Consider the following 22,179-nt stretch of genomic DNA (forward strand, 5'->3'; position numbering starts at 1 on the left):
TCTCGCAGCCGTCAGGACGGGAGGGAACTCCTGGTCTCCGAGACGTCCACCGCGGCCGCCGGGGCGCCCTGACGGAGGCGGGCCTGGTGAGCGGTCGTGAAGCGACGTTCCACGAGGCGGTGGAACCCGTAGCTGACGGCCAGGGCGAGCGGCAGGACGACCAGCAGCATCACGGCGAACCGGGTGCCCACCCCCCAGGGGCGGTCGAGGGTCAGCAGGTTCCCGAGGCCGAGCAGCGGACTGTGCAGGAGGTAGAGGCTGTAGGACCAGAAGCCGATCCAGACCAGCGGGCGCCACTGCAGGACGGCGTGCACGGGGGTCCGGGTCCCGGCCACGGACTGCTGCGCCAGGGCCAGCAGGACCAGGGCCACCGCCGCACCGACGACGACCTCGGTGAACCACAGGTCGCGCAGACCGTGACCGGGGACGAGCAGGAAGAGGACCGCGACCACGACGACCGCCACCACCGCGAGCAGCCCTGCGCGGGGAACCGCACGGGCCCGGGCGACGTGGCGGGCGGCGACGAGGCCGAAGGCGAAGTCCGCGACGAACCAGAAGTGCGCGCCGTCGAAGCGCGGGAACAGGACGTGGATCCCCCAGCCCGCCGCGACCGCCAGCAGGACCATCGCGACCGCCCCGAACCTGCGCCACACGGGCAGGAGCACGAGGGGCATCACCAGGTACAGCTGCCACTCGGTCGCGACCGACCACATCGGGCCGTCGATCTGCCACTTCCAGTCGCCGCCGAGGTTGTGCAGCATGAGCAGGTGCGAGACGACACCCGTCTCGGTCACGGGAACCTTGCTGTCCCAGGCGGTTCCGGAGACCTGGCGCAGTTGCGGGACGAGGGCGATCAGCAGCAGGAAGAACGCGAGGGCCGCGTAGTAGGGCGGCAGGATCCGCCGCGCGCGGCGCTTCAGGAACGTCGCCCACCCCCGGGTCAACGCGGGGCGGTCCGGGGCGAGCGGGAGTCCGAGGACGAAACCCGACAGGACGATGAACACGGTCACGGCGTACTGGCCGTAGCGCAGGGGCTCGAAGACCGCGGGCAACGCCTCGTGGTCCTGCGTCGTCCCGGTGAAGAGGTAGGTGTGGTGGACGGCGACGAACAACGCCGCGAGGCCGCGCAACCCGTCGAGGAAGGCGAACTCCAGCCGGGGACGTCGGGACGGGACGTGCGTTCCGGTCATGACGACCTTCCCTGGTCGGGGTGTGGAGCGGGGCCGGGAGGCGTCAGGGTCGTGGTGCCGCGCTGGGAGCTCCGGAGGTAGAGCGCGACAGGTCGAGGGCGCGGGCGCTCGAGCGGGCGTGGTGACGTCGGCGCGCCCGGACGACGGGCCGCTCGACCAGGAACCAGCTGGCGGTCGCGACGCCGAGGCTCACCGCGGTGGCGCCTACCGTCACGAGGAGCGTGGGGCGGTCCGCGAACACCGCCTCGGCCCAGACGACGATCGCGTAGTTCCAGAGGTAGACCGCGTAGGAGATCGTGCCGAGGCCGAGGAGCAGTCGTCCGGGGACGCCGCGGACGGTGTCGACGCGGACGGTGTCGACGCGGAGTGCCGCGAGGACGAGGACGACGGCGGCCACGGCGATGACCGGGCCACCGAGGAGGTAGGTCAGGGGGTTCCCCTTGAGTTCGGGCCCGACGCAGAGCAGGGCGAGCACGACGACGGCGATCGCGAGCGCGAGGCGGCCTCCGAGCGGTGCGGTCAGCCGGTCCCGGCCGAGCGCGCGGGCGAGGCCACCGATCGCGAGCGCGACGAACCAGGAGGTGGGCAGCGAGTAGGCGGCGACGGTGCCCCGGCCGTCCCCGCCGACGACGACGACGGTGAGCACCGCGGCGAGCCAGCACAGGAGGACCGCGATCCCCAGGGTGCGGCGGAGGTGACGACCCCGGGAGGCCAGCACGATCAGGAGGGGCCAAACCAGGTAGAACTGCTCCTCCACCGAGAGCGTCCAGAGGTGGGTGGAGGCACTGCCCACCCACACCCCCAGGGGGAGGTCCGCGACGTAGGTCAGCGCCACCGGGACCGCGTAGCGCCAGGTCGGCCCCTGGCCGAGCGGGTTCGCGAGGACGCCGACCAGCGCGAGCACCACCACGAAGGCGATGAGGGCGGGGTAGAGGCGGAACACGCGGTTGAGGTAGAAGCGGCGGAAGTCGACGCGCCCGGTGCGTTCCACCTCACCCAGCAGGATCCCGGAGATCAGCCAGCCGGAGAGGGCGAAGAAGATCGTCACGCCGACGATGCCGGCGCCGCCGAAGACGTCCGGGGCGGCGTGGCGGAGGACGACGAGGCCGATGGCCACACCGCGCAGCACCGTCAGTCCGTCGATGCGGGCCGGGTGGGCGGTCGGGGAAGGCGGTCGGGCATCGCTCAAGGGTCGACCTCCGGCGGTGGTGGCCACGAACCGGCGCACGACGGGGTTCCCGCGGCGCATCCGGACGGGTCGTGGCGGAGAAGAGCGTGGGCATCCGCGTCCGCCTCGGGGACGCGCACGGGCATCCTTCTAGGATTCACTCTGCGCAGTCAAGGGTTACCCCACGTCGTCATCAGGGGAGGACTGCGGGCGGCGGGGAGGAGGCAGTGACGCGGAGTGCACGAGGGCCGGCAGCACGGCTGCACCCCGCAGCAGGTCCGTCCAGGCCGGCCGCGACGGGCCCGGGGCGGGCACCACCACAGGCGGAGACCGCTCGTCACCGGCAGACCGGGTACAGGCGCTCCTGCGTCGGAGGGGGACCGCCGAACGCCGCCCCGCGGGTCAGGGGCTGGAGATCCCGTGCGTGGACCCGCGCAGGACGCGGTCGACCACCGCCGACAGTTCGGGAACGTCCACGACGAGGTCGGCATCGACGTCCGGGAAGCGCAACGGCCACGGCAGGCGAGGTTCGGTGCCGACCACCATGTGGTGGCCCACCTCCGCTGCCGCCGCGAGTTTGACGAACGTCGGGTAGAGAAGACCGCGCGGGGTCAACTCCACGACCGTCGCCCCGGGACGGCAGAACACCAGGTTCGTCAGCCCGGCGCCGTGAACGCCGACCACGAGGTCCGCCCCCGAGAACAGCGAAGCCTCCTCGGCCACGGTCATCCCCCCGGGGTCGACGACCTCGAAGCCCCGCCGGGTGAGCGCGTCCACGACCTCGGGTGCGTTGAGCAGGACCCGGCGGCGTTCTCCCTCCCGTTGGAGCAGCAGCCGCCGACCGCCGGCGCCGGGGGGGACGTGGGCGACGGCGGCACGGACCTGCTCGACCGTCGAGGGCGGGACCCACCGGTTGCGTCCGGGCACGCTCGCCACGAGGAGACGCTCGACGTCGAAGACCTGCCCGCGGGTCTCGACGCCCAGCCGGCGTTCCTCCGGGATGCCGAGGAGGTCGAGCCACTGCCTGATGTACCCCGGAGCGCCACTGGGGATCAGCCACCGGTCGGCCTCCTCCCCCCGCTCGGCGAGGAGGTCGAGGATGCGCACGATCCGGGGGACGACCTGCACCGTCCAGTGGTAGTAGTTCGGCAACCACGGCTGCAGGAGGGAGACGGTGGTTCCCGGCAGCCGAACGGTGGACTCCTGGCGCCACAGCGGCCTCAGGGAACGGGCGGAGAAACCCTCTTCCTGCCAGATGTCCTCGACCAGGTGCCCACGGTGGAAGACCCAACCCTCACGTCCCTGAAGAGTTGCCTGAGGCAATTCCAGCGTGAACTGTTCGGGAACGGAGGAGACGTCGCGCTGGCGGAGGGCCGAGCGGTCCTGGGGGTCCAGGTGGCCCGGCACCGACAACCTCACGTGACGGGAGGTTTCCGTGACGCGGTAGCGGGCTCCGAACGTCGTCAGGGCGGAGGCCGGGACGGTCCGGGCGGTCATCCCGCGGACCTCGCGCGCGAACTGCTCCACGGTCCAGAGGCGGTACCGCGCAGCGCTCGCCGCGAGGTACCGCCGGCCGATGTGTCCACCCACCGAGGAAGGTTGACACCTCAACCGCCGTTTGACCAGCGGATCGGGAAAAGGCCCCGGATCAGCAGGCGGGGGCGACCTTGATCAGGTTGCCGGTGTCGACCCACCGGTCCTGCGTGAACGTCACACCCGGGACCGCGATGGCCGCGCCGTAGCGGTTGCCGTGCCCGTAGGCGTTGCCCTGGAACACCACGTTCCGGACGTTGGCCGAGCAGGACACGTTGACCGAGTAGGAGCCGCCGTTGAAGAAGTTGCCCTCGAAGAGGGCGTTCTCCAAGCGCTGGAGACCGGTCTCGGTGCCGAGCTGGACCGCGGAGTTCAGGAAGTCGTCCGACCCGGCCTGGCGCGGGTCGAGCGTGTTGTGCCTGACCACGATGCCGGAACCCGAGGTCGACTGCACGGCGTCGGTGTGGACGCCGTCGTGACGCACGAGGTCGTGGACGTAGCTGTCGCTGATCGAGACGTTGTCCCCGAGCCGCGGACCGTCCTGGGTGCCGCGGATCTCGACCCTGCGCAGGGTGTACCCGCCCCAGCCGATCGCGACCTGCGCGCTGCCGTCGGAGACGATCTCGGAGTCCTCCATGACGAACCCGGGGGCGTCGGTGAGGCTGACGGCGCGCAGCGTCTCGTCGGTGCAGGTGATGCGGGAGTTCCGGACGGTGACGTCGGGGACGTGGACGGAGAGGCACCCCTGGACGTCGAGACCGTCGAGCACCGCGCCCGGGGTCCACACGTCGAGCGCGGTCGAGGGGGTCAGCGCGACGCCGTCCGGCACCCCGGTGGTGGCCGCCGTCGGGAAACCCGCGGGGATGGTGTTCGTGACGATGGGGACGGCGCGCAGGTACTTGGTGACCGACTGCACCATGTACTTGCCGCTGTACAACTTCGCGACGACCTTGACCGAACCGTAGAGACCCGTGAGGTCGACCTCGCCGTCACCGGTGTAGTAGTTCCCGGCGAGCCCGACGCCGCCGATCGAACCCTCCTGGACGACGTCGTTGACGTAGTAGGTCCCGCGGTCGAACTTCACGCCGGTCAGCGTCGAGATGTCGACGGTGGTGGCGGGGACGTTCGCGCTGTTGACCGAGGTTCCCTCGTAGGTCATGTAGGGGTTCACGACGGCCTGCGCGGGGACGGCGGCGGAAACCCCGCCGACCACGAGGGCGGCCGCCGCGGCGACCCCGGAGAGCACACGGGCGACACGGGCGACACGGGAGTGGTTGCGGACGGAGTCGTGGGGCTGGGGAGTTGCGAGGGCGCGTGGGGGGGTCACGGGAGCCTCCAGGTATCGAGAACGGGTGTGTCCTCAATGCTTCGGTCGGCCCCGGTGTCAACTGGGTCGTCCACTCCGGTGCGGCGATCGGGTGAACGGCGGTGACACTACTCTCCGTGGTCAGTTCGGGGTCGTCGGAGTCCCTGCCCGGCGCTGCAGGGTGACCGCGTCGTACAACTCACGCCCGGAAACTCCGTGGCGACCGGCGGTGACCTTCACGGCGTCCTTCATCCGGTACCCGGACCGCACGAGTTCCGACACCTCCTCCACCAGTTCGCCCACCTCGGGAACCCGTTGCGGGCCGGTGGAACCCGCGACCACCAGGCACACCTCACCGCGGACCTCGCCCTGGGCCCAGACCGCGAGTTCGGCCAGCGTCCCGCGCACGACCTCCTCGTAGGTCTTGGTCAGTTCCCGGCACACCGCGGCCGGACGGTCCGCCCCGAACGCCTCGGCCATCGCGGCGAGCGTGGCCCCGGTGCGGTGCGGGGACTCGAAGAAGAGCAGGGTCCGCGGGTCCTGGGCGAGCTCGGCGAAGACCCGCGCCCGCTCCCCCGGCTTGCGCGGGGCGAAGCCCTCGAAGGCGAACCGGTCGCTGGGCAGACCCGACACCGCGAGGGCCGTCAGCACGGCCGACGGTCCCGGGACGACCGTCACCGGGAGTCCCGCGTCCACGCACCCGCGCACCAGCCGGTAGCCCGGGTCGGACACCGAGGGCATGCCGGCGTCGGTCACCAGCGCGACGACCGAGCCCTGGCGCACGGCGTCGACGAGCTCCGGGGTCCGCTCGGTCTCGTTGTGCTCGTGGTAGCTCAGGATGCGACCGCGCGGGGTGATCTCCAGCGCCCCGGCCAGGCGGTGCAGCCGGCGGGTGTCCTCCGCGGCGATCACGTCGGCGGTCTCCAGCAGGTCGACCAGCCGCCGGGTCGCGTCCCCGGCGTTGCCGATCGGGGTCCCCGCGAGCACCAGTCGTCCCGTACCGCTGTCCCCGCTCACGGCACCATCGTGCCGCACTGTCGGCCTGCCATCGTGCCGCACGGTCGGCCTGCCATCGTGCCGCACGGTCGGGCCGCCATCGTGCCGTCCCCGCAGGCGCTGACCTGCGTGCCTACGATGGATCGGTGATCGCGAAGCAGCAGGCAGGTCCCGCGTGAGCGCGGTGGACACCGTCGCCACGCCCCGCACACCGGGTCCGGGTGATGCCCGCGAACGGCTGCTGGGAACCTCCTCGGAGATCACCGGGGAGTCCTGGCGTCGGGCCTGGCTGCCGCTGCTGCTGGTCACCGCGATCGGCGGCTTCCTCCGCTTCTTCCAGCTCGGCCGCCCCCACCAGCTCGTCTTCGACGAGACGTACTACGTGAAGCAGGCGTACTCGCTGCTGCTGCACGGGGTGGAGCTGCGCAACGACTCGAGCATCGCGAAGCCGGACGAGCTCTTCACCCACGGCGCCCCGAACGTCTTCGGCACCGAGGGCGACTTCGTCGTCCACCCGCCGGTCGGGAAGTGGATGATCGCGTTCGGGGAGTGGCTGTTCGGCATCGACTCCTCCTTCGGCTGGCGCTTCTCCGCGGCGCTCATCGGGACGCTGTCGATCCTGCTGATCGGCCGGATCGCACGGCGCATGTTCCGCTCCACGCTGCTCGGGGTCACGGCCTCCGTCCTGCTGGCCGTGGACGGTGAGCACTTCGTCGAGAGCCGCACCAGCCTCCTCGACGTCTTCCTCATGTGGTGGGTGCTCGTCGCCTTCGCCCTGCTGCTGATCGACCGGGACCACGCGCGCGAGCGCCTCGCCCGGGCCGTCGCCGTGCACGGGGTGGACGGGCTCGGCCCGCGGATCGGCTTCCGCGGCTGGCGGCTGGCCGCCGGGATGAGCCTGGGGCTCTCCTGCGGGGTGAAGTGGTCGGGCGTCTACGTGCTCGCGGTCTTCGGGGTCATGACCGTCTTCTGGGACGCCGGCGCCCGGCGGGCCGTGGGGGTGCGGCCCTGGTTGCCCGCCGCGCTCTGGCGGGACGGGATCGGCGCGTTCGTCCTGATGGTCCCGATCGCGGTCGCCACCTACCTGGCCTCGTGGGTGGGCTGGTTCCGCAGCGACGCCGGCTGGGACCGGCAGTGGGGCGAGGTGCACCCCTCCCGGGGGGCCGGCGGGATCGTCCCGGACGCCCTGCGGAGCCTGTGGCACTACCACCAGCAGGCCTACGCCTTCCACGTCGGCCTCGACTCCCCCCACCCCTACTCCGCCAACCCGTGGTCGTGGCTCGTGCAGGGACGCCCGACGTCCTTCTTCTACGAGGCCAAGACGTCGGGCGTGGAGGGCTGCTCGGTCGACAACTGCTCGAAGGCCATCACCTCGCTGGGCAACCCCGTGATCTGGTGGGCGGGGCTCCTCGCACTGCTCGTCCTCCTCTTCTGCTGGTTCTTCCGCCGCGACTGGCGGGCGGGGGCGATCCTCGCGGGGTACGCCGGCGCCTACCTGCCGTGGTTCCAGTACCAGCACCGGACGATCTTCACGTTCTACGCCGTCGTCTTCGTCCCGTTCGTGGTGCTGGCGGTGGTCCACGTGCTGGGCCTGGTCCTCGGCCCCGACCCCAGCACCGCCGTGCTGCGCCGCGGCGTCGCCGTCGAGGCGGCGTTGTGGCGGCGGCGCGGGGGCGCCGCGGTGGCGGGTGCGGTCGTGGTGCTCGCCGTCGCCTGCTTCGCCTTCTTCTGGCCGGTCTACACGGCGCAGGTCATCCCCTACGAGTCCTGGAGCCGGCGGATGTGGCTGCCGAGCTGGATCTGACCGGCCGCTTCGCCGAACGGTTGCGGCAGGGCACCTGACCTGCGCTTCTCGAGGATCCGATCACGATCAGGCAACGACGATCGGCTCTTCGAGTGCGCGTGGTACGGCGGAAGTGTGACGATCGCCTCCTAGCGGTCACGCTCAGCACTCGCTAGGGTGCGGTTCGTCACAGGTTCGCCCGTCCGGGCGACCGCGATCCCGAGGACGCCCATGACTGCACTTCTCGTAGCCAATGACGGCGGACACCTGGCTCAGCTCAAGTCGCTCGCCAAGCGGCTGCCCATCGCTGACGCCTTCCGCTGGGTCACGGTCCCCACCCCGCAGTCCCTGTCCCTCCTGGAGGGCGAGGACGTGCTGTGGGTGAAACCCGGGCCGACCCGCGACCTGCGGGCCGCGCTGCACAACGCGGTCCTCGCCTCGTCGCTGTTCCGCCGCGGACGCATCTCCGCCGTCGTCAGCACCGGCTCCAGCCTCGCCGTCTCCGTCCTGCCGCAGGCCCGCCTGCACGGGACGAAGACCTACTACATCGAGAGCGCGACCCGCACCCACGGACCGAGCCTCAGCGGCCGGCTCCTGGCCAGGATCCCGGGCGTCGAGCTCTACACCCAGAACGCCTCCTGGGCCTCCAAGAAGTGGAAGTACGCCGGCTCGGTCTTCGACGGCTGGGAGCCGGAGCAGCTGCCGGAACGCCGCAAGGTGTCCAAGGTCGTGGTCTCCCTCGGGACCTCCCGGACCTACGGCTTCCGCCGTCTCGTCGAGAGCATCGCCCCGCTCCTGCAGGACCTGGGAGCCGAGGTCCTCTGGCAGACCGGGACCACCGACACCACCGGCCTGCCGGTGCTCGACCCCCGTCCCGCGGTTCCCGCCCAGGAACTGTCGGCGGCGATGCGCGAGGCCGACCTGGTCATCGCCCACGCCGGTACGGGTGTCGCCCTGGAGGCCCTCGGGGCCGGGAAGCTGCCGGTCCTCATCCCGCGGCGGGCCGAGTTCTCCGAGCACATCGACGACCACCAGGAACAGATCGCCGACATGCTCAAGCACCGCGGCCTCGCCGTCGTGCGCGAGGCCGACGCGGTCACCCCGGAAGACCTGGTGCTGGCCGCCAGCAGTGTCGTGAACCTCCGCGAGGACGCCCGGCCGCTGGCTCTCTGAGTTCCACCGTGACGTCCGCGTCACCCGGAACCGACCCGGAGGTCGATGACCCGCGGGGGGAATCGACCTCCGGGTCTCCCCTCACTTCGCGGTGGAGACCTTCTCGAGCAGCGGGGCCCACCAGGCCTCGTGGTCGCGGTACCACTGGACCGTCTCGGCCAGACCCTCGTCGAAGGAGTGCTGAGGGGTGTAGCCGAGTTCGGCCGAGATCTTCGAGATGTCGACCGAGTAGCGGCGGTCGTGCCCCTTGCGGTCCTCGACCTCACGGACGCGTTCCCAGCCGGCCCCGAACGCCTCGAGGATCCGTTCGGTGAGTTCACGGTTGGTGAGTTCCGTCCCCCCGCCGATGTTGTAGACCTCTCCGGGACGACCTCCGTCGACGACGAGCTGGATCCCGCGGCAGTGGTCGTCGACGTGCAACCAGTCGCGGACGTTGAGGCCGTCGCCGTAGAGCGGAACCGTCCCGCCGCGCATCAGGTTCGTGATGAACAACGGCATGACCTTCTCGGGGAACTGGTACGGGCCGTAGTTGTTCGAGCAACGGGTGATGCAGGCCGGCAACCCGTGCGTGCGGTGGAACGACCGCACCAGCAGGTCGCTGGAGGCCTTCGAGGCCGAGTAGGGGCTGTTCGGTTCCAGCGGGTGGTCCTCGGGCCAGGAACCCTCGGGGATCGTGCCGTAGACCTCGTCGGTGGAGACGTGCACGAACTTGTCGACGTCGTGACGCACCGCGGCGTCCAGCAGGACCTGGGTCCCCACGACGTTCGTGTGGACGAAACCCGCTGCGCCGTCGATGGATCGGTCCACGTGGCTCTCGGCGGCGAAGTGCACGACGACGTCCGCGCGGGCCATCAGCGCGTCGACCGCGGCCGCGTCGGTGATGTCGGCCTCGACCAGTTCCAACCGGGGGTCACCGGCCACCGGGTCCAGGTTGCGCGGGTTGCCGGCGTAGGTCAGTTTGTCCAGGACGACGAGCGAGTCGATCCCCGTGGCCCCGTGCACCCCCGTCAGGGCGGACCGCACGTAGTGGCTGCCGATGAAACCTGCACCGCCGGTGACCAGAAGTCTCATGGACCGACATACTACGGTGTCATGCGCGGAATAATCCTCGCCGGTGGATCCGGCACGCGACTGCACCCCATCACCCGGGGGGTCAGCAAGCAGCTCGTCCCGGTCTACGACAAACCGATGATCTACTACCCGCTCTCGACGTTGATGCTGGCCGGGGTGCGGGACGTCCTGGTCATCACCACCCCGCACGACGCCGACGGGTTCCGGCGGTTGCTGGGCGACGGTTCGCAGTTCGGCGTGAACCTCCAGTACGCCGTCCAGCCCTCTCCCGACGGTCTCGCCCAGGCGTTCGTCATCGGGGACCAGTTCGTGGGTTCCGACACCGTCGGCCTGGTCCTGGGGGACAACATCTTCTACGGCCCCGGACTGGGCAACCAGCTCCGCCGCTTCGACGGCCTCACGGGCGGCGCGATCTTCGCGTACTGGGTGGGCGACCCCACCGCCTACGGCGTCGTGGAGTTCGACGACGCCGGGCAGGCGCTGTCGCTGGAGGAGAAGCCCACCGCCCCCAGGAGCAACTTCGCCGTCCCCGGGCTCTACTTCTACGACTCCGACGTCGTCGAGATCGCCAAGGCCCTGCGACCGTCCCCGCGCGGGGAACTCGAGATCACCGACGTGAACCGGACCTACCTCGAACGCGGTCAGCTCCAGGTCGAGGTGCTGCCACGCGGGACGGCCTGGCTGGACACCGGGACGTTCGACCAGATGCTGGCCGCCGGGAACTACGTCAGCACGCTGGAGGCCCGTCAGGGGCTCAAGATCGGCTGTCCCGAGGAGGTCGCCTGGCGCCACGGCTGGCTGGACGACGCCGAGCTCGAGGAACGCGCCCGCCCCATGGTCAAGAGCGGGTACGGCAGCTACCTGCTGGAACTGCTGGCCCGCGGCCGGCACGCCTGAGTCAGCGGCCGGTGCGGCGCCGCCGGGCGAGGTCGGTGAGCGCCCGGGTGGCGGCGTGGAAACCGCACATGCCGTGGACCCCGCCGCCGGGCGGGGTCGCGGAGGAGCACAGGTAGACCCCCTCCAGCGGGGTCGAGTACGGGTCCAGACCGAGGACGGGCCGGAAGACCTGCTGACGCAGGGTCAGCGCACCGCCCCCGACGTCGCCCCCGACCAGGTTGGCGTTCTGCTCCTCCAACGCCGCCGGCGTCGTCTCGACCCGGGCGAGGACCCGGTCACGGAACCCCGGCGCGAACCGCTCGAACTGGCGGTCGATCCGCTCCCCCGTGCCGCGGTCGGTCGACCCCTGCGGCGTGTGCCCGTAGGCCCACACCACGTGCTGCCCAGCCGGTGCCCGACCGGGATCGGCGACGTCCTGCTGGGCGACGAGCACGAAGGGCCGGTCCGGGTGGCGGCCGCGGGCGACGTCGTCCTCGGCCGCCGCGACCTGCGCCGCGCTCCCGCCGAGGTGCACCGTGACGGCCCCGGCGAGCCGGGGATCGCGCCACGGGACGGGCCCGTCGAGCAGGTAGTCGACCTTGTGCGCGCCCGCGCCGTAGGTCCAGCGCCGCATCTGCGCCGCGTAGCGGGGCGGCAGCGCGGTGCCGGCGATGCGCAACAGCTGGCGCGGGGTCAGGTCGAGCAGCGTCACGTCCGCGGTCCCGGCGACCTCCAGGTCCCCCAGGGTCCGCACGGGGTGGTTCAGCAGGACGGTGCCCCCGTGCTCGGCGAGCTCGGCCGCGAGCGCGGTCGCGATGGCCTGGGCGCCCCCCTGGGGCACCGGCCACCCGGTGGCGTGGGCCGCGGCCCCGAAGAGCATCCCGAACGCCGCCGTGAGCGGACGACTCTGCGGCTGCAGGGCGTGCGCGGCCATCCCGGCGAACAGGGCCCGGGCCCGGTCCTCGCGGAAGAGCGTGCGGTTCACGAGGTTCGCCGGCCAGACGGACTTCACCCCGAACCCGCCGAGCACGAACGGGTCGGCCGGCACCCGCAGCAGCGGACCCATGACCTGGGGGACGAGGGACTCCCAGTGCTTCACGGGCCCGGCGAAGAGCGCCTTCCAGGCGGCGCCGTCCCGGCCGAGTTCCCGCGCCGTCGCGTCGAGGTCGCCCTCGAGCAGCCCGGCGGGGCCGTCGTCGAGGGGGTGGCCGAGTGGGTAGCGGCCGTGCAGCCACCGCAGACCGTGCCGCTCCAGCGGCAGGCTCTGGAAGAACGGGCTCGCCACGCCGAAGGGGTGCACGGCGGACCCGAGGTCGCTGACGACCCCCGGGCCGAGGAGTTCCGCGCTGCGGACCCCACCGCCGATGCTGTCGGCGGCCTCGAGGACGGTGACCTCCAACCCGGCGCGGGCCAGCAGCACGGCCGCGGACAACCCGTTGGGTCCCGCCCCGACGACGGTCGCGCGTCCGATCACGGTCTGACTCCGGCGGATTCGTCCACGACGCTCACCGTACGGCCACCGCCGAGGCGACCGAGCAGGTCCCTGGCCACGTGCACCAGGTACCAGAGCGCGAGCGCCGCGCCCACCACGACGACGACCTGGTTGAGCCGCGGGACCGCCCACGCCTCCGGGCGCAGCACCGCGCCGACCCCCAGCGCCAGGGCGAGCACCCCCGCCGCGACGGGGGTGATCCGGGCGGATCCGGGGCGGGCCGCCAGGCGCTGCGCCGCAGTGGCCCGGGGGACTTCCCGCCGCAGCAGCGGCGACCGGGCCCAGAGCACGAACGCGGCGTAGGTCACGACGTTGCCGGAGAACCCGATGTTCATCATCAGCAGCACGCCGAGGTGGAAGAGCGAGGCGATCGCGATCCCGACCCGCCAGCAGCGCCAGTTCAGGACGGTGAGCACGAGCAGGCCCTCGAGCAGCACGGTGGCGACGTCGACGGATTCCCAGAAGACCCCGTCGTGCAGACCGATGAAGTGTCCGGCGAGCAGGTCCGTCCGGTCGTTGACGTAGTACTGGGTGAACATGACTCCCTGCACCGCATGGGTTCGCGGGTCCAGCCAGCCGCTGAGCACCTTCGGGACGGCGGCCGTCAGGAACCCCAGGCCGACGAGCAGGGCGAGCAGGCGCAGCGGCCACTGCGGGGTCTCGGCGACCGGAGCGCCCGCCCCCCGTCGCAGGGCGTCGACCGACAGCGCGTCGCCCCAGCGCGCGAACGCGAGCAGCACCGGGACGATGACGAGGAAGATGGTGTGGTCGATCTTGCCCAGGCTGTAGACGGTCCCGTACCCGCCCACCAGGGCGAGGGCCAGCACGATCGAGGCGGTGCGGGTGAACAACCCCACCAGCAGGAACCCCGCGCAGGTCCCGACCAGGAGTTCCAGGCCCAGCAGCACACCGTCCGGGGGGACGCTGTGCAGCAACGCGAACGGTCCGGCCGGGCCGTTCACGAAGGAGTCCGGGAACTGGGAGACCCAGCGGAAGCTCGGGGGGGACAGCAGGATCAGCAGCGCGAAGACGATGCGGTAGATCCCCAGGTCGCGCGGGGTGGCGTCGCCGCGGGAGACCCACCGGTCGAAGACCGCTCCGAGCTGGTTCACCGCGCTCCCCCGAGGTCGACGTGGACGTGCCGGCCCTCGGAGAGGACGCGGCGGGAGCCGTCGGTGACGGAGTAGCCGACCTGCTGCCACTGGACGTCGAAACCCGTGACGGGACCGCCGGGGTCGTCGGCGAAGCGTTCCCGCAACCACGCGACCGTCCGCGGGTCGTCGGCGGTGGCCTGGTCGCGGAAACCCCGGCTGAAGACGTACCGCGGCAGGATCCCGGTGGGCGGCAACGCATCCGCCATGGACATCGCCCGGGTGCGTCCGTCGGCGTAGTCGAGCGTGACCACCGCGTCGGTGGTCGTCGCCTCGCCCCCCGTCAGGGGTACACCCCCGAACGAGGGCTGGTAGAGACCGGGGTAGGGCTCCCCCACGACCTCCCGGACCACCACCTGGACCGGGAGCGCGCACAGGGCGAGCACGAAGACGGTACGGACCGCGCGACGCCGGGTGGGCGACGCGGAGGGCGAGTTCGTCACGCGCCGACCATAGGACGCGACTGTGCGTCACACCCCGCTTTTCGGGAAGAAGTTCTAGAGAACTTCCCCGTCGGCCAGGACGGTCGCTGCGGCGACGTCCCACCGCTCGCGCCAGTCCCCGATCGGCTCGACCCCCACCCCGGACAGGTTCGCGGTGGACAGGACCGAGAACGCCGGACGAGGGGCCGGACGCACGAACTCCGCGCTCGTGGTGGGTTTCAGCTCCACGGCGTCGAGGCCGGCGGAGGCCAGCACCGCACCGGCGAAGTCGAACCACGAGCACCGACCCGCGGCCACCGCGTGGTACGTCCCCGCCGGGGCCTGCGCCGCCACGAGCCGCAGCAGCAGCTGCGCCACGTCCCGGGTCCAGGTCGGCTGCCCGACCTGGTCGTCGACCACCGACAGCGCCCCGCGGGCCCGCCCGACGGTGACCATGGTCTTGGGGAAGCACCCTCCGTGCTCGCCGTAGAGCCAGGCCGTCCGCACGACCAGGGCGTCGGCCCCGCTGGCCCGCACCGCCCACTCCCCCGCGGCCTTGGTGCGTCCGTAGGCTCCGCGCGGGGTCGGCAGCGCGTCGGGGGCGTAGGGCTCGTCGGCCTCGCCGTCGAAGACGTAGTCGGTGGAGACGTGCAGGAACCGGGCACCGGCGTCCCGTGCGGCCAGGGCCAGGTTCCGGGCTCCGACGGCGTTCACCGCGAACGCGGCACCCTCCTCGGACTCGGCCGCGTCGACGGCCGTGTGCGCGGTGCAGTTCACCAGGACGTCGGCAGCCCCCACGGCCCCGACGGCCCGACGGCAGGCCTCGACGTCGGTCACGTCGACCTCGGCCCGGGTGAGCCCGACGACCTCGTGCCCCGCCGCGCGCAGCACCTCCACGACGTCGGTGCCGAGCATCCCGCCCGCTCCCGCCACGATCCAGCGCACGCGGTCCCCCGTTCCTGAGTTCGGAACTCCCGGCCCCGGGCGTTCTCGGGCGACACCCTACGGTGACCGTGATGTCACGCACAGCCCTCCGTCTGCTCCGGACGAGCGGATAGGGTCCGCCACGTGCAGACACGCGAACTGAGCATCCCCGGCGCCTGGGAGATCACCCCCCGCCAGTTCGGCGACGACCGGGGAACGTTCATGGAGTGGTTCAAGGAACCCGCCTTCACCGCCGCGCTCGGCCACGGCCTGCACCTCGCCCAGGCGAACTGCTCCGTCTCGGCGGCCGGGGTCCTGCGCGGTGTGCACTACGCCGATGTCCCTCCGGGACAGGCGAAGTACGTGTTCTGCGCGGCCGGCGCGGTCCTCGACGTGATCGTCGACCTGCGGGTCGGCTCGCCGACGTTCGGGCGGTGGGACTCCGTCCTGCTCGACGACGTGGACCGCCGCGCGGTCTACCTCTCCGAGGGGCTCGGGCACGCGTTCCTCTCCCTCGCGGACGGCTCGACGGTCGTCTACCTGTGCTCGGAGGGCTACGCCCCCGACCGCGAGCACGGCATCCACCCGCTGGACCCGGACCTCGCCATCGCGTGGCCGACGCAGGGGCGCGACGGCCGCCCGCTGGAGCTGACGCTGTCCGGCAAGGACGAGCAGGCCCCCTCGCTCGCGGAAGCACTGGCCGCGGGCGCCCTGCCCCAGGCCGACGTCGTCGCCGCCCACGTCGCCGGACTGCGCGGCGAGGCGGTGGACCGGTGACCGCCGAGCACCCCGAACACCAGCCGCTGCGGGGGCTGCGGCTGGCCGTCCTCTTCCCCGGCGACGCCACCGACCCGACCGTGCGCTCGGGCACGCCCTACGGCGTGCTGCAGGGCCTGCGTGGCTGGGGGGTCGACGTCGTGCCGCTCGACGTCCGGCCCGGGGCGAGGGTCGAACGCTACGCGGCGGCCGCGCTGGCCCCGCTGCACCGCGGCGGCGGCGCCGGACGCCCTGCGCGCGAGCGGTTCCAGCGCGGCTACAGCGCCGCCCTCGTCGGGGCGCACCTGGCCGCCGGGCGCACGGTCACCGGTCAGCGACGCCTCGACCGGCTCGAGGGCCTGCACGGCGTCGTCCAGCTCGGCGGCGGGTACGAGGTCCGGACGGCGCTGCCCCGGGTCGTCTACGACGACATGACCGTCGCGCAGGCGCTGCGCTACCCCTACGTGAACTGGGAGACGATGCGCCGCCGCGACGTCGACTCCCGCCTCGCGCTGCAGACGCGCGTCTACCGCTCCGCGACGACGTGCTGCATGACCAGCAGCTGGGCCGCGGACTCCGCCGAGCAGGACTACGGCGTCCCCGCCGAGCACGTCCGTGTCGTCGGGGCGGGGACCCACGAACGACCCCGGACCCCGGCGCGCGAGCAGACGCCCCCGCGCTACCTCTTCGTCGGGCTGGACTTCACCCGCAAGAACGGACCGCGCGTCCTCGAGGCGTTCGCGCGGGTCCGGGCGGTGCACCCCGACGCCACCCTCGACGTCGTCGGCGGGCACCCGCCGATCTCGGCCCCCGGGGTGCGCACGCACGGGAGGATCCCGCGCCGGGAACCCGCCGGGCGGGCCCGCCTGCAGCAGTTGTTCGACGACGCCACCTGCTTCGTGATGCCGTCGCTGTACGAACCCGCCGGAGTCGTGTTCACCGAGGCCGCCGCCGCCGGGCTGCCCAGCATCGGCGGTTCCAACGGGGGGTCCGCAGACTTCATCGGCGACGGCGGGGTCGTCGTGGAACCCACCGACACCGACGCCGTCCACGCGGCCATGCTGCGCTTCGCCGACCCCGTCACCGCGGCCGAGACAGGAGCCCGGGCCGCGGCCCGTTCGCCCCTGTTCACCTGGTCGGCGCTGGCCGCCCGGTTGGTGCGCGGTCTGGAACTCGGCGGCCCGTTCGCGGCCGACGTGACCGACCTGCCGGACTTCCTGCCCCGTCACCCGCAGGCCGGCCACCCGGCCTGACCCGCGGGTCACGACGACGGGTCAGCGGACGGTCTCCGCCACGATCTCGCGCAACTGCGCCGCCCGGTCGTCCCAGGTGTTCGCCGCGGCGTAGGTCCGGCGTTCCGCGCGCGTCCGGGCGGGTTCCGCGAGCGCGGCCTCGACGAGCTTCGGCAGGTCGCGCGAGGGCAGCGAGAAGTGCACCAGTCCCTCCGGGAACTCCCCCAGCGCCGGGCAGCCCGTCGCCGCGATGGGGGTCCCGGCGCGCAGGTAGTCCCAGATCTTCAGCGGCGACGCGTACTGCTGCCACGGGTCGTCGACGTAGGGGACGGTGCTGCAGTCCAGCGCCTCGACCCAGGCGGGAACCTCCGTGTTCGGCACCGGCGGGAGCAGGTGGACGTTCGGGCGCCGCAGCAGGGCGTCGAGCTCCGCGCGGTCGATCCGCTGGCTGACCGGGCCGATGAGCAGGACGGAACCCCCGGGGTTCCGGTCGGCGACCTCGGCCAGCGCGGCGTGGTCCCAACGCGAGTCGACCCGGCCGACGGCCCCGATCAGCGGCCGCGGGAAACGTTCCAGGGGTTCGGGAACCGCCTGCGTCGCAGTCGATCCGAAACGTCCCGCGAGGGACCCGTGGCGCAGCAGGCGGGCCGTGACCCCCTCCTCGGCCAGTCGGGCGACCAGGCGCGTCGAGATCGCGCAGACCACGTCGGCGATCTCCCAGGTGCGTCGCTGGCGTTCGCGGATCACCTGCGCCGACAACCCCGTGAGGTGCGCACCGGCCTCCAGCCAGTCCTTGACGATGGCGACCTTCACCGCGCCGCGCGGGATCCAGGTGCTGTCGTCGAAGGCCGCCGCGGTCACCACGACGCCGACGTCGAGCCCGGCCGCCTTCACCGCACGCGCCACCTGCGCGCGTCGCCACGGCGCCGAGGCGCGGCGGACCAGGGCGTTCTCCTTCTTCGGCAGCGACGAGGTGCGCACGACCGTGACCTCACCCTCGGTCCGCGTCGGAGCGGCCAGGAGTTCCACGACGCCGCGCACAGCCTGCACCCCGCGCCTGCGTTTCAGCACCGTCAGGACGCTGAACGCCGGGTCGACGAAGAGGACCCGACCGTCACGGCTCAACGCCTCGGCGAGGTAGTGCTCGGTGAGCCACGTCTCGTCCCAGGGACTGCTGCCGTAGAACACCACGTCCTGGCCGCTCACCGGCCCACCTCCTGGGAGTTCACGACGGGTTCGGGGAGCTCGACGCTGCGCGGTCCCGACCGGGGGCGCAGACCGGTCGCGAGGTTCACCCCGACGAACAGGACACGCGCGGTGGAGTACGCCGCGACGTAGCGGAGCGTCGCGGCAGGGGTCGGGCGGAACTCCTTCGCCGCGGCCGGCCGGGCCAGGCCCACCACCCCGAGCCGGACGTGGGCCGCGGCGACACCGAGGAAGTGGCGACGGCCGCGGGAACGGGAGACGTCGACGTCGCGACGGCCCCGGGCCACCCGCAACGTCTTGCCGCACATCTCCTTCCACGTCGCACGGGCCGGGTGGTCGACGACCGCGTCGTCGGCGTAGACCTGCTTCCCACCGCTGCGCGCGACCCGTTGGCCCCACTCCGCGTCACCGCGGGAGGCGAGGCGGGCGTCGAAACCCCCGACCTCGTCGAGGGTCGTGCGCCAGGTGAGGACGTTGGCGGTGACGGCGAAGTGCTGCTTGGCCAGGTAGTCGCGCTGCGGGAACGCGTGCGCCGCCTCGTAGACCTCCCAGGCCGTCACCGGGTGCCCCTCCCGGAACACCAGGTCGACGCGGCCGCCGACCATCGCGACGTCGGGCTGCGAACGCAGCGCGGCCACCCCCCGGGTGATCCAGTCCGGGTGCGGCCGGCAGTCGGCGTCGGTGAAGGCCACGACCTCCCCGCGGACGTGGGGCAGGGCGGCGTTGCGGGCGCGGTAGGAACCCGGGACCGGTTCGTGCAGCAGCCGGACCCGGGGGTCGGGCGGCAACGCGGCGGCGACGTCCTCGGTGGAGGCGTTGTCGACGACGAGGACCTCGATCAGGTCGCCCGGGTAGTCCTGCGCGAGGAGGGCCTGCACGCAGGTGCGCAGGAGGGCGGTGCCGTCGTGCACGGGGACGACGACGGAGACCCTCGGGAGGCCCCCGGGGAGACGGCCGGGTTCGGAGGGGTCACGGGTCGTCTGATCGGGCGGGGTCACGGCGCGAGGATGCTACGCCAGGTCATCTGAGCGCAACGAAGCGTGTGCAACCATGCGGCGACGAGCGAGAGGAGCGACGACCCCGTGAACAGCTCGAACCCCAGGTCCACGAACATCCCGAACCCCAGGTCCGTGGACGTCATCGTCCCCACCAAGGACGATCCCCGGTTGATCGACTGCGTCCGCGCCGTCCTCGCCCAGGACCACCCGGCCGACGCGCTGCACGTGATCGTCGCCGACAACGGTTCCGCCCGCCCGCAGCGCCAGGTCGCCGACCTCGACCCCCGGGTGGAGTTCCTCGTCGAGACCCGCCCCGGCTCCTACGCCGCCCGCAACGCGGCGCTCGCGGTGGCGAAGGGCGACGTGCTCGCCTTCACCGACTCCGACACCCTGCCCGACCCCGGCTGGGTCTCGGGTGCGCTGCGGGCGATCGAGGCCGGCGCGAAGGTCGTCGCCGGCCGTGTCCGCGTCTACGCCCGCGACGACACCCGCCCGCACCCCGTCGAGGCCTTCGAGGTCGTCAACGCCTTCCGCCAGGACCGCACCGTCCCGCGGGGTTTCGCGGTGACCGCGAACATCGTCGTCCCGCGCGAGGTCCTCGACGTCGTCGGCCCGTTCAACGCCGACCTCCCCTCCGGCGGGGACGCCGAGTGGTGCGGCCGGGCCGTGGCCGCGGGTTTCCCCCTCACCTACGTCGACGACGCCGTCGTCGCCCACCCCGCGCGGGAGTCCTACGCGCAGGCGTGGAAGAAGCTGTGCCGGGTCCAGCACGGCCGGCAGTTGCGCGTCCGCGCGGGCGAGAACCCGCCGGGTGAGTTGTCGCTCAAGGCCTTCGCCCCCCCGGTGGGCGCCGTCCTGCGGGCGCTCCGGGCCCGGGAACTCTCGGGGCCCCGCAGTCGTGCGGCCTACGTCGTCGGGGCGTTCTACATGCGCTACGGACGGGCTGCGGCGGCGGTGAAGTACCGCTGAGCACCGCCGGCCGCGTGGACGCGGTGAGCATCGCCCGCGAGCGCCGTTCCCGTCGGCGCCGGCTCGGGTCGTTGCCGACGCTGGTGGTCGAGGCGCTGCGGTTGTGCTGGAGCGCCCGTCGCCGCGACCTGGTCCTGATCTTCGGCGTGCAGCTGCTGGGGTCGGCCCTGGTCGCGGTGCAGGTGCTGGTGGGGCGCGAGGCCCTGACCCGCGTCCTGGGCGGTGGGGGCGGCGCGGCGAGCGGCGCGACGAGCGGCGCTGAAGGCGATCTGCTGCGGGCCGCCGCGGGCCCGCTGGTGACGCTGGCCGGGGTGAGCCTGCTCGCCGGGCTGGCGGGGGCGGTGCGCGGGCAGCGGATGCGGCTGCTCTCGGAGGCCGTGCAGCGCGCGGTCTGGGACCGGGTGCTGAACACCACGACCCGGGTGGGCCTCGACCGCTTCGACGACCCCGCGTTCTACGACCGGCTGCAACGGGTGACGACGAACGCCGTGTCGCGCCCGGTCGGTGTCGCCCAGGGCCTCGTGGGGATCCTCGGTGGTCTCGTGGGGTCGGTCGGGCTGGTGATCGCCCTCTGGACGATCCAGCCCGTGCTGCTGCCGGTCCTGGTCCTCGCGGGGGTCCCGCTGCTCCTGCTCACCCGTCGCGGGGGACGCCTCGAGTTCGACTTCGCCGTCGGGCAGGCGACGGCCTACCGGGTCCGGACCTACGTGCGCTCCGCACTGACGGGTCGCCGCGAGGCCAAGGAGGTCCGGGCCTACGACCTGGCCGGTGACCTCCGGGAGCGCTACGACGACCTGCTCGACCGCTACCAGCAGGACCTCACGGCGCACGTCGGCCGGCGGATGCGGTTGACGCTGCTCGCCCAGGTGCTCACCGCGGCGAGCGTCGTCGCGACGGTGGCGATCCTGCTGTGGCTGGTGGACTCGGGCCGGATGACGCTGGCCGACGCGGGGGCGGCCGGTGCGGCGGCCCCGTTGCTGGCGTCGCGGTTGCAGACGCTGGCGAGCGGCGTGGGGAACGTGCTGGAGTCGGGGTTGTTCCTGGACGACCTGCACGGGTTCCTGGAGCTGGGCGCCGAGGCCGCGCGCCCACCGGGACCGGCGGCCGGTGCCTTCGAGGAACTGCGGGTCGACGACGTCGTGTTCGGCTACCCGCAGGGTGGCGGGCCGGCGCTGCAGGGGGTCTCGCTGTCGGTCCGGCGCGGTGAGGTCGTCGCCCTGGTGGGGGAGAACGGGTCGGGGAAGACGACGCTGTCGAAGCTGATCGCCGGGTTGCTGCGACCGGACTCCGGTGCGGTGCGCTGGAACGGCGAGGACGTCGCAGGTCTGGACGAGACCTCGGTGCGCGACCAGATCGCGGTGGTGTTCCAGGACTTCGTGCAGTGGCAGTTCAGCGGGCAGGAGAACATCGCCGTGGGCCGGACCGGGCGCGGCGACGAGGCCTCCGCGGTGCCGGCGGCCGCCCGCCAGGCCGGTGCCGACGACCTGCTGCGGCGGCTGCCGGCGGGCTACGCGACACCGCTGAGCGCGGAACTGCCCGGCGGGGTCGACCTCTCGCTCGGGCAGTGGCAGCGGGTGGCGCTGGCCCGGGCGTTCTACCGCGGGGCGGACCTGGTGATCCTCGACGAACCCACCGCCGCCCTCGACGCCCGCGCCGAGGCGGAACTCTTCGCCGGGATCCGCGAGCTGATGGCGGGGCGGACGGTCGTCCTCGTCTCGCACCGGTTCTCCAGCGTGCGCGAGGCCGACCGGATCGTGGTGCTGCGCGAGGGACGGGTCGACGACACCGGGACCCACGACGAGCTGCTGGCCCGGGGCGGGCTGTACGCGGAGCTCTACACGTTGCAGGCGCAGGCGTACCAGACGGAGGTCCTGCCCCCGGGGAGCGCGGGGCGTCACGCAGCGCAGTGAGGATCGCGCTGCCACAGAGTCGT

The 22,179-nt window shown here is 72.7% G+C and carries 19 protein-coding genes; 7 read left to right on the plus strand and 12 right to left on the minus strand.

Going from position 1 to position 22,179, the window contains the following annotated elements; all coding sequences use genetic code 11:
- Positions 1 to 11: 11 nt before the first annotated feature.
- From SJY07_RS05890 to rsmI, 5 genes are all read right to left on the minus strand, one after another.
- A complete protein-coding gene (locus tag SJY07_RS05890) occupies positions 12 to 1,190 on the minus strand; it encodes an acyltransferase family protein (protein ID WP_380157677.1) in 1,179 nt (392 codons plus the stop codon).
- 43 nt (positions 1,191 to 1,233) lie between these two features.
- Positions 1,234 to 2,379, minus strand: a complete 1,146-nt coding sequence (locus SJY07_RS05895; protein ID WP_380157679.1) for an acyltransferase family protein — start codon at positions 2,377 to 2,379, stop codon at positions 1,234 to 1,236.
- Between the two features lie 381 nt (positions 2,380 to 2,760).
- Positions 2,761 to 3,948 (minus strand): glycosyltransferase family 61 protein, encoded by a 1,188-nt coding sequence (locus SJY07_RS05900; RefSeq protein ID WP_380157681.1) that lies wholly within the window; start codon positions 3,946 to 3,948, stop codon positions 2,761 to 2,763.
- Between the two features lie 58 nt (positions 3,949 to 4,006).
- Positions 4,007 to 5,218, minus strand: coding sequence for a hypothetical protein (locus SJY07_RS05905; protein ID WP_380157683.1), 1,212 nt, complete (start codon positions 5,216 to 5,218; stop codon positions 4,007 to 4,009).
- 120 nt (positions 5,219 to 5,338) lie between these two features.
- Complete coding sequence (rsmI, locus tag SJY07_RS05910; protein WP_328295176.1) at positions 5,339 to 6,214, minus strand: 16S rRNA (cytidine(1402)-2'-O)-methyltransferase; 876 nt, start codon at positions 6,212 to 6,214, stop codon at positions 5,339 to 5,341.
- Between the two features lie 154 nt (positions 6,215 to 6,368).
- Here rsmI and SJY07_RS05915 point away from each other — a divergent pair, with 154 nt between their 5' ends.
- Entirely contained in the window at positions 6,369 to 7,997 is a 1,629-nt protein-coding gene (locus tag SJY07_RS05915) for a dolichyl-phosphate-mannose--protein mannosyltransferase (RefSeq protein WP_380157685.1), read from the plus strand.
- 210 nt (positions 7,998 to 8,207) lie between these two features.
- Positions 8,208 to 9,149, plus strand: coding sequence for a glycosyltransferase (locus SJY07_RS05920; RefSeq protein WP_328295174.1), 942 nt, complete (start codon positions 8,208 to 8,210; stop codon positions 9,147 to 9,149).
- 81 nt (positions 9,150 to 9,230) lie between these two features.
- On the opposite strand, the gene rfbB is transcribed toward SJY07_RS05920, so the two are convergent.
- Complete coding sequence (rfbB, locus tag SJY07_RS05925) at positions 9,231 to 10,220, minus strand: dTDP-glucose 4,6-dehydratase (RefSeq protein ID WP_328295173.1); 990 nt, start codon at positions 10,218 to 10,220, stop codon at positions 9,231 to 9,233.
- Positions 10,221 to 10,241: 21 nt separating this feature from the next.
- On the opposite strand from rfbB, the gene rfbA reads away from it, so the two are divergent.
- Positions 10,242 to 11,117 (plus strand): glucose-1-phosphate thymidylyltransferase RfbA, encoded by an 876-nt coding sequence (gene rfbA / locus SJY07_RS05930; protein ID WP_328295172.1) that lies wholly within the window; start codon positions 10,242 to 10,244, stop codon positions 11,115 to 11,117.
- Position 11,118: 1 nt separating this feature from the next.
- Here rfbA and SJY07_RS05935 read toward each other — a convergent pair whose 3' ends face one another.
- From SJY07_RS05935 to rfbD, 4 genes are read right to left on the minus strand one after another with little or no spacing between them, the layout of a single operon-like run.
- Positions 11,119 to 12,570 carry an NAD(P)/FAD-dependent oxidoreductase gene (locus SJY07_RS05935; RefSeq protein WP_328295171.1) on the minus strand — a complete coding sequence of 484 codons (1,452 nt, stop codon included), beginning with the start codon at positions 12,568 to 12,570 and terminating at the stop codon, positions 11,119 to 11,121.
- On the minus strand, positions 12,567 to 13,700 hold the full coding sequence (locus SJY07_RS05940) for an HTTM domain-containing protein (protein ID WP_328295170.1): 1,134 nt from the start codon (positions 13,698 to 13,700) through the stop codon (positions 12,567 to 12,569). The genes SJY07_RS05935 and SJY07_RS05940 overlap by 4 nt, the downstream gene beginning before the upstream one ends.
- Positions 13,697 to 14,182 carry a hypothetical protein gene (locus SJY07_RS05945; RefSeq protein WP_328295169.1) on the minus strand — a complete coding sequence of 162 codons (486 nt, stop codon included), beginning with the start codon at positions 14,180 to 14,182 and terminating at the stop codon, positions 13,697 to 13,699. Before SJY07_RS05945 ends, SJY07_RS05940 begins: the two co-directional genes overlap by 4 nt.
- 54 nt (positions 14,183 to 14,236) lie before the next feature.
- A complete protein-coding gene (rfbD, locus tag SJY07_RS05950) occupies positions 14,237 to 15,106 on the minus strand; it encodes a dTDP-4-dehydrorhamnose reductase (RefSeq protein ID WP_328295168.1) in 870 nt (289 codons plus the stop codon).
- A gap of 123 nt (positions 15,107 to 15,229) precedes the next feature.
- Between rfbD and SJY07_RS05955 the strand changes: the two genes are divergently transcribed.
- On the plus strand, positions 15,230 to 15,862 hold the full coding sequence (locus tag SJY07_RS05955) for a dTDP-4-dehydrorhamnose 3,5-epimerase family protein (RefSeq protein ID WP_380157691.1): 633 nt from the start codon (positions 15,230 to 15,232) through the stop codon (positions 15,860 to 15,862).
- Positions 15,859 to 17,094: a glycosyltransferase family 4 protein gene (locus SJY07_RS05960; RefSeq protein ID WP_380157693.1), complete on the plus strand. Its 1,236-nt coding sequence runs from the start codon at positions 15,859 to 15,861 to the stop codon at positions 17,092 to 17,094. Before SJY07_RS05955 ends, SJY07_RS05960 begins: the two co-directional genes overlap by 4 nt.
- A 21-nt stretch (positions 17,095 to 17,115) precedes the next feature.
- Here the strand turns inward: SJY07_RS05960 and SJY07_RS05965 are convergent, their stop codons facing one another.
- Both SJY07_RS05965 and SJY07_RS05970 read right to left on the minus strand, forming a co-directional pair.
- Positions 17,116 to 18,279: a glycosyltransferase gene (locus tag SJY07_RS05965; protein ID WP_380157695.1), complete on the minus strand. Its 1,164-nt coding sequence runs from the start codon at positions 18,277 to 18,279 to the stop codon at positions 17,116 to 17,118.
- The gene (locus SJY07_RS05970) at positions 18,276 to 19,277 is read right to left on the minus strand and encodes a glycosyltransferase (RefSeq protein ID WP_380157697.1); all 1,002 of its coding nucleotides are present in this window, start codon (positions 19,275 to 19,277) and stop codon (positions 18,276 to 18,278) included. Before SJY07_RS05970 ends, SJY07_RS05965 begins: the two co-directional genes overlap by 4 nt.
- An 84-nt stretch (positions 19,278 to 19,361) precedes the next feature.
- Between SJY07_RS05970 and SJY07_RS05975 the strand changes: the two genes are divergently transcribed.
- Both SJY07_RS05975 and SJY07_RS05980 read left to right on the plus strand, forming a co-directional pair.
- The gene (locus SJY07_RS05975) at positions 19,362 to 20,246 is read left to right on the plus strand and encodes a glycosyltransferase (protein WP_380157699.1); all 885 of its coding nucleotides are present in this window, start codon (positions 19,362 to 19,364) and stop codon (positions 20,244 to 20,246) included.
- A 14-nt stretch (positions 20,247 to 20,260) separates the two neighbouring features.
- Positions 20,261 to 22,156 carry an ABC transporter ATP-binding protein gene (locus SJY07_RS05980; protein ID WP_380157701.1) on the plus strand — a complete coding sequence of 632 codons (1,896 nt, stop codon included), beginning with the start codon at positions 20,261 to 20,263 and terminating at the stop codon, positions 22,154 to 22,156.
- Positions 22,157 to 22,179 lie beyond the last annotated feature (23 nt).

The sequence above is a fragment of the Kineococcus sp. R86509 genome (assembly GCF_042466365.1).
GTDB lineage: Bacteria > Actinomycetota > Actinomycetes > Actinomycetales > Kineococcaceae > Kineococcus.

Bases quoted from the DNA above. Each gene is read 5' to 3' on its own strand.
- SJY07_RS05890 (WP_380157677.1), bottom strand. From the start codon at position 1,190: ATGACCGGAACGCACGTCCCGTCCCGACGTCCCCGGCTGGAGTTCGCC.
- SJY07_RS05920 (WP_328295174.1), top strand. From the start codon at position 8,208: ATGACTGCACTTCTCGTAGCCAATGACGGCGGACACCTGGCTCAGCTC.
- rfbB (WP_328295173.1), bottom strand. From the start codon at position 10,220: ATGAGACTTCTGGTCACCGGCGGTGCAGGTTTCATCGGCAGCCACTAC.
- rfbA (WP_328295172.1), top strand. From the start codon at position 10,242: ATGCGCGGAATAATCCTCGCCGGTGGATCCGGCACGCGACTGCACCCC.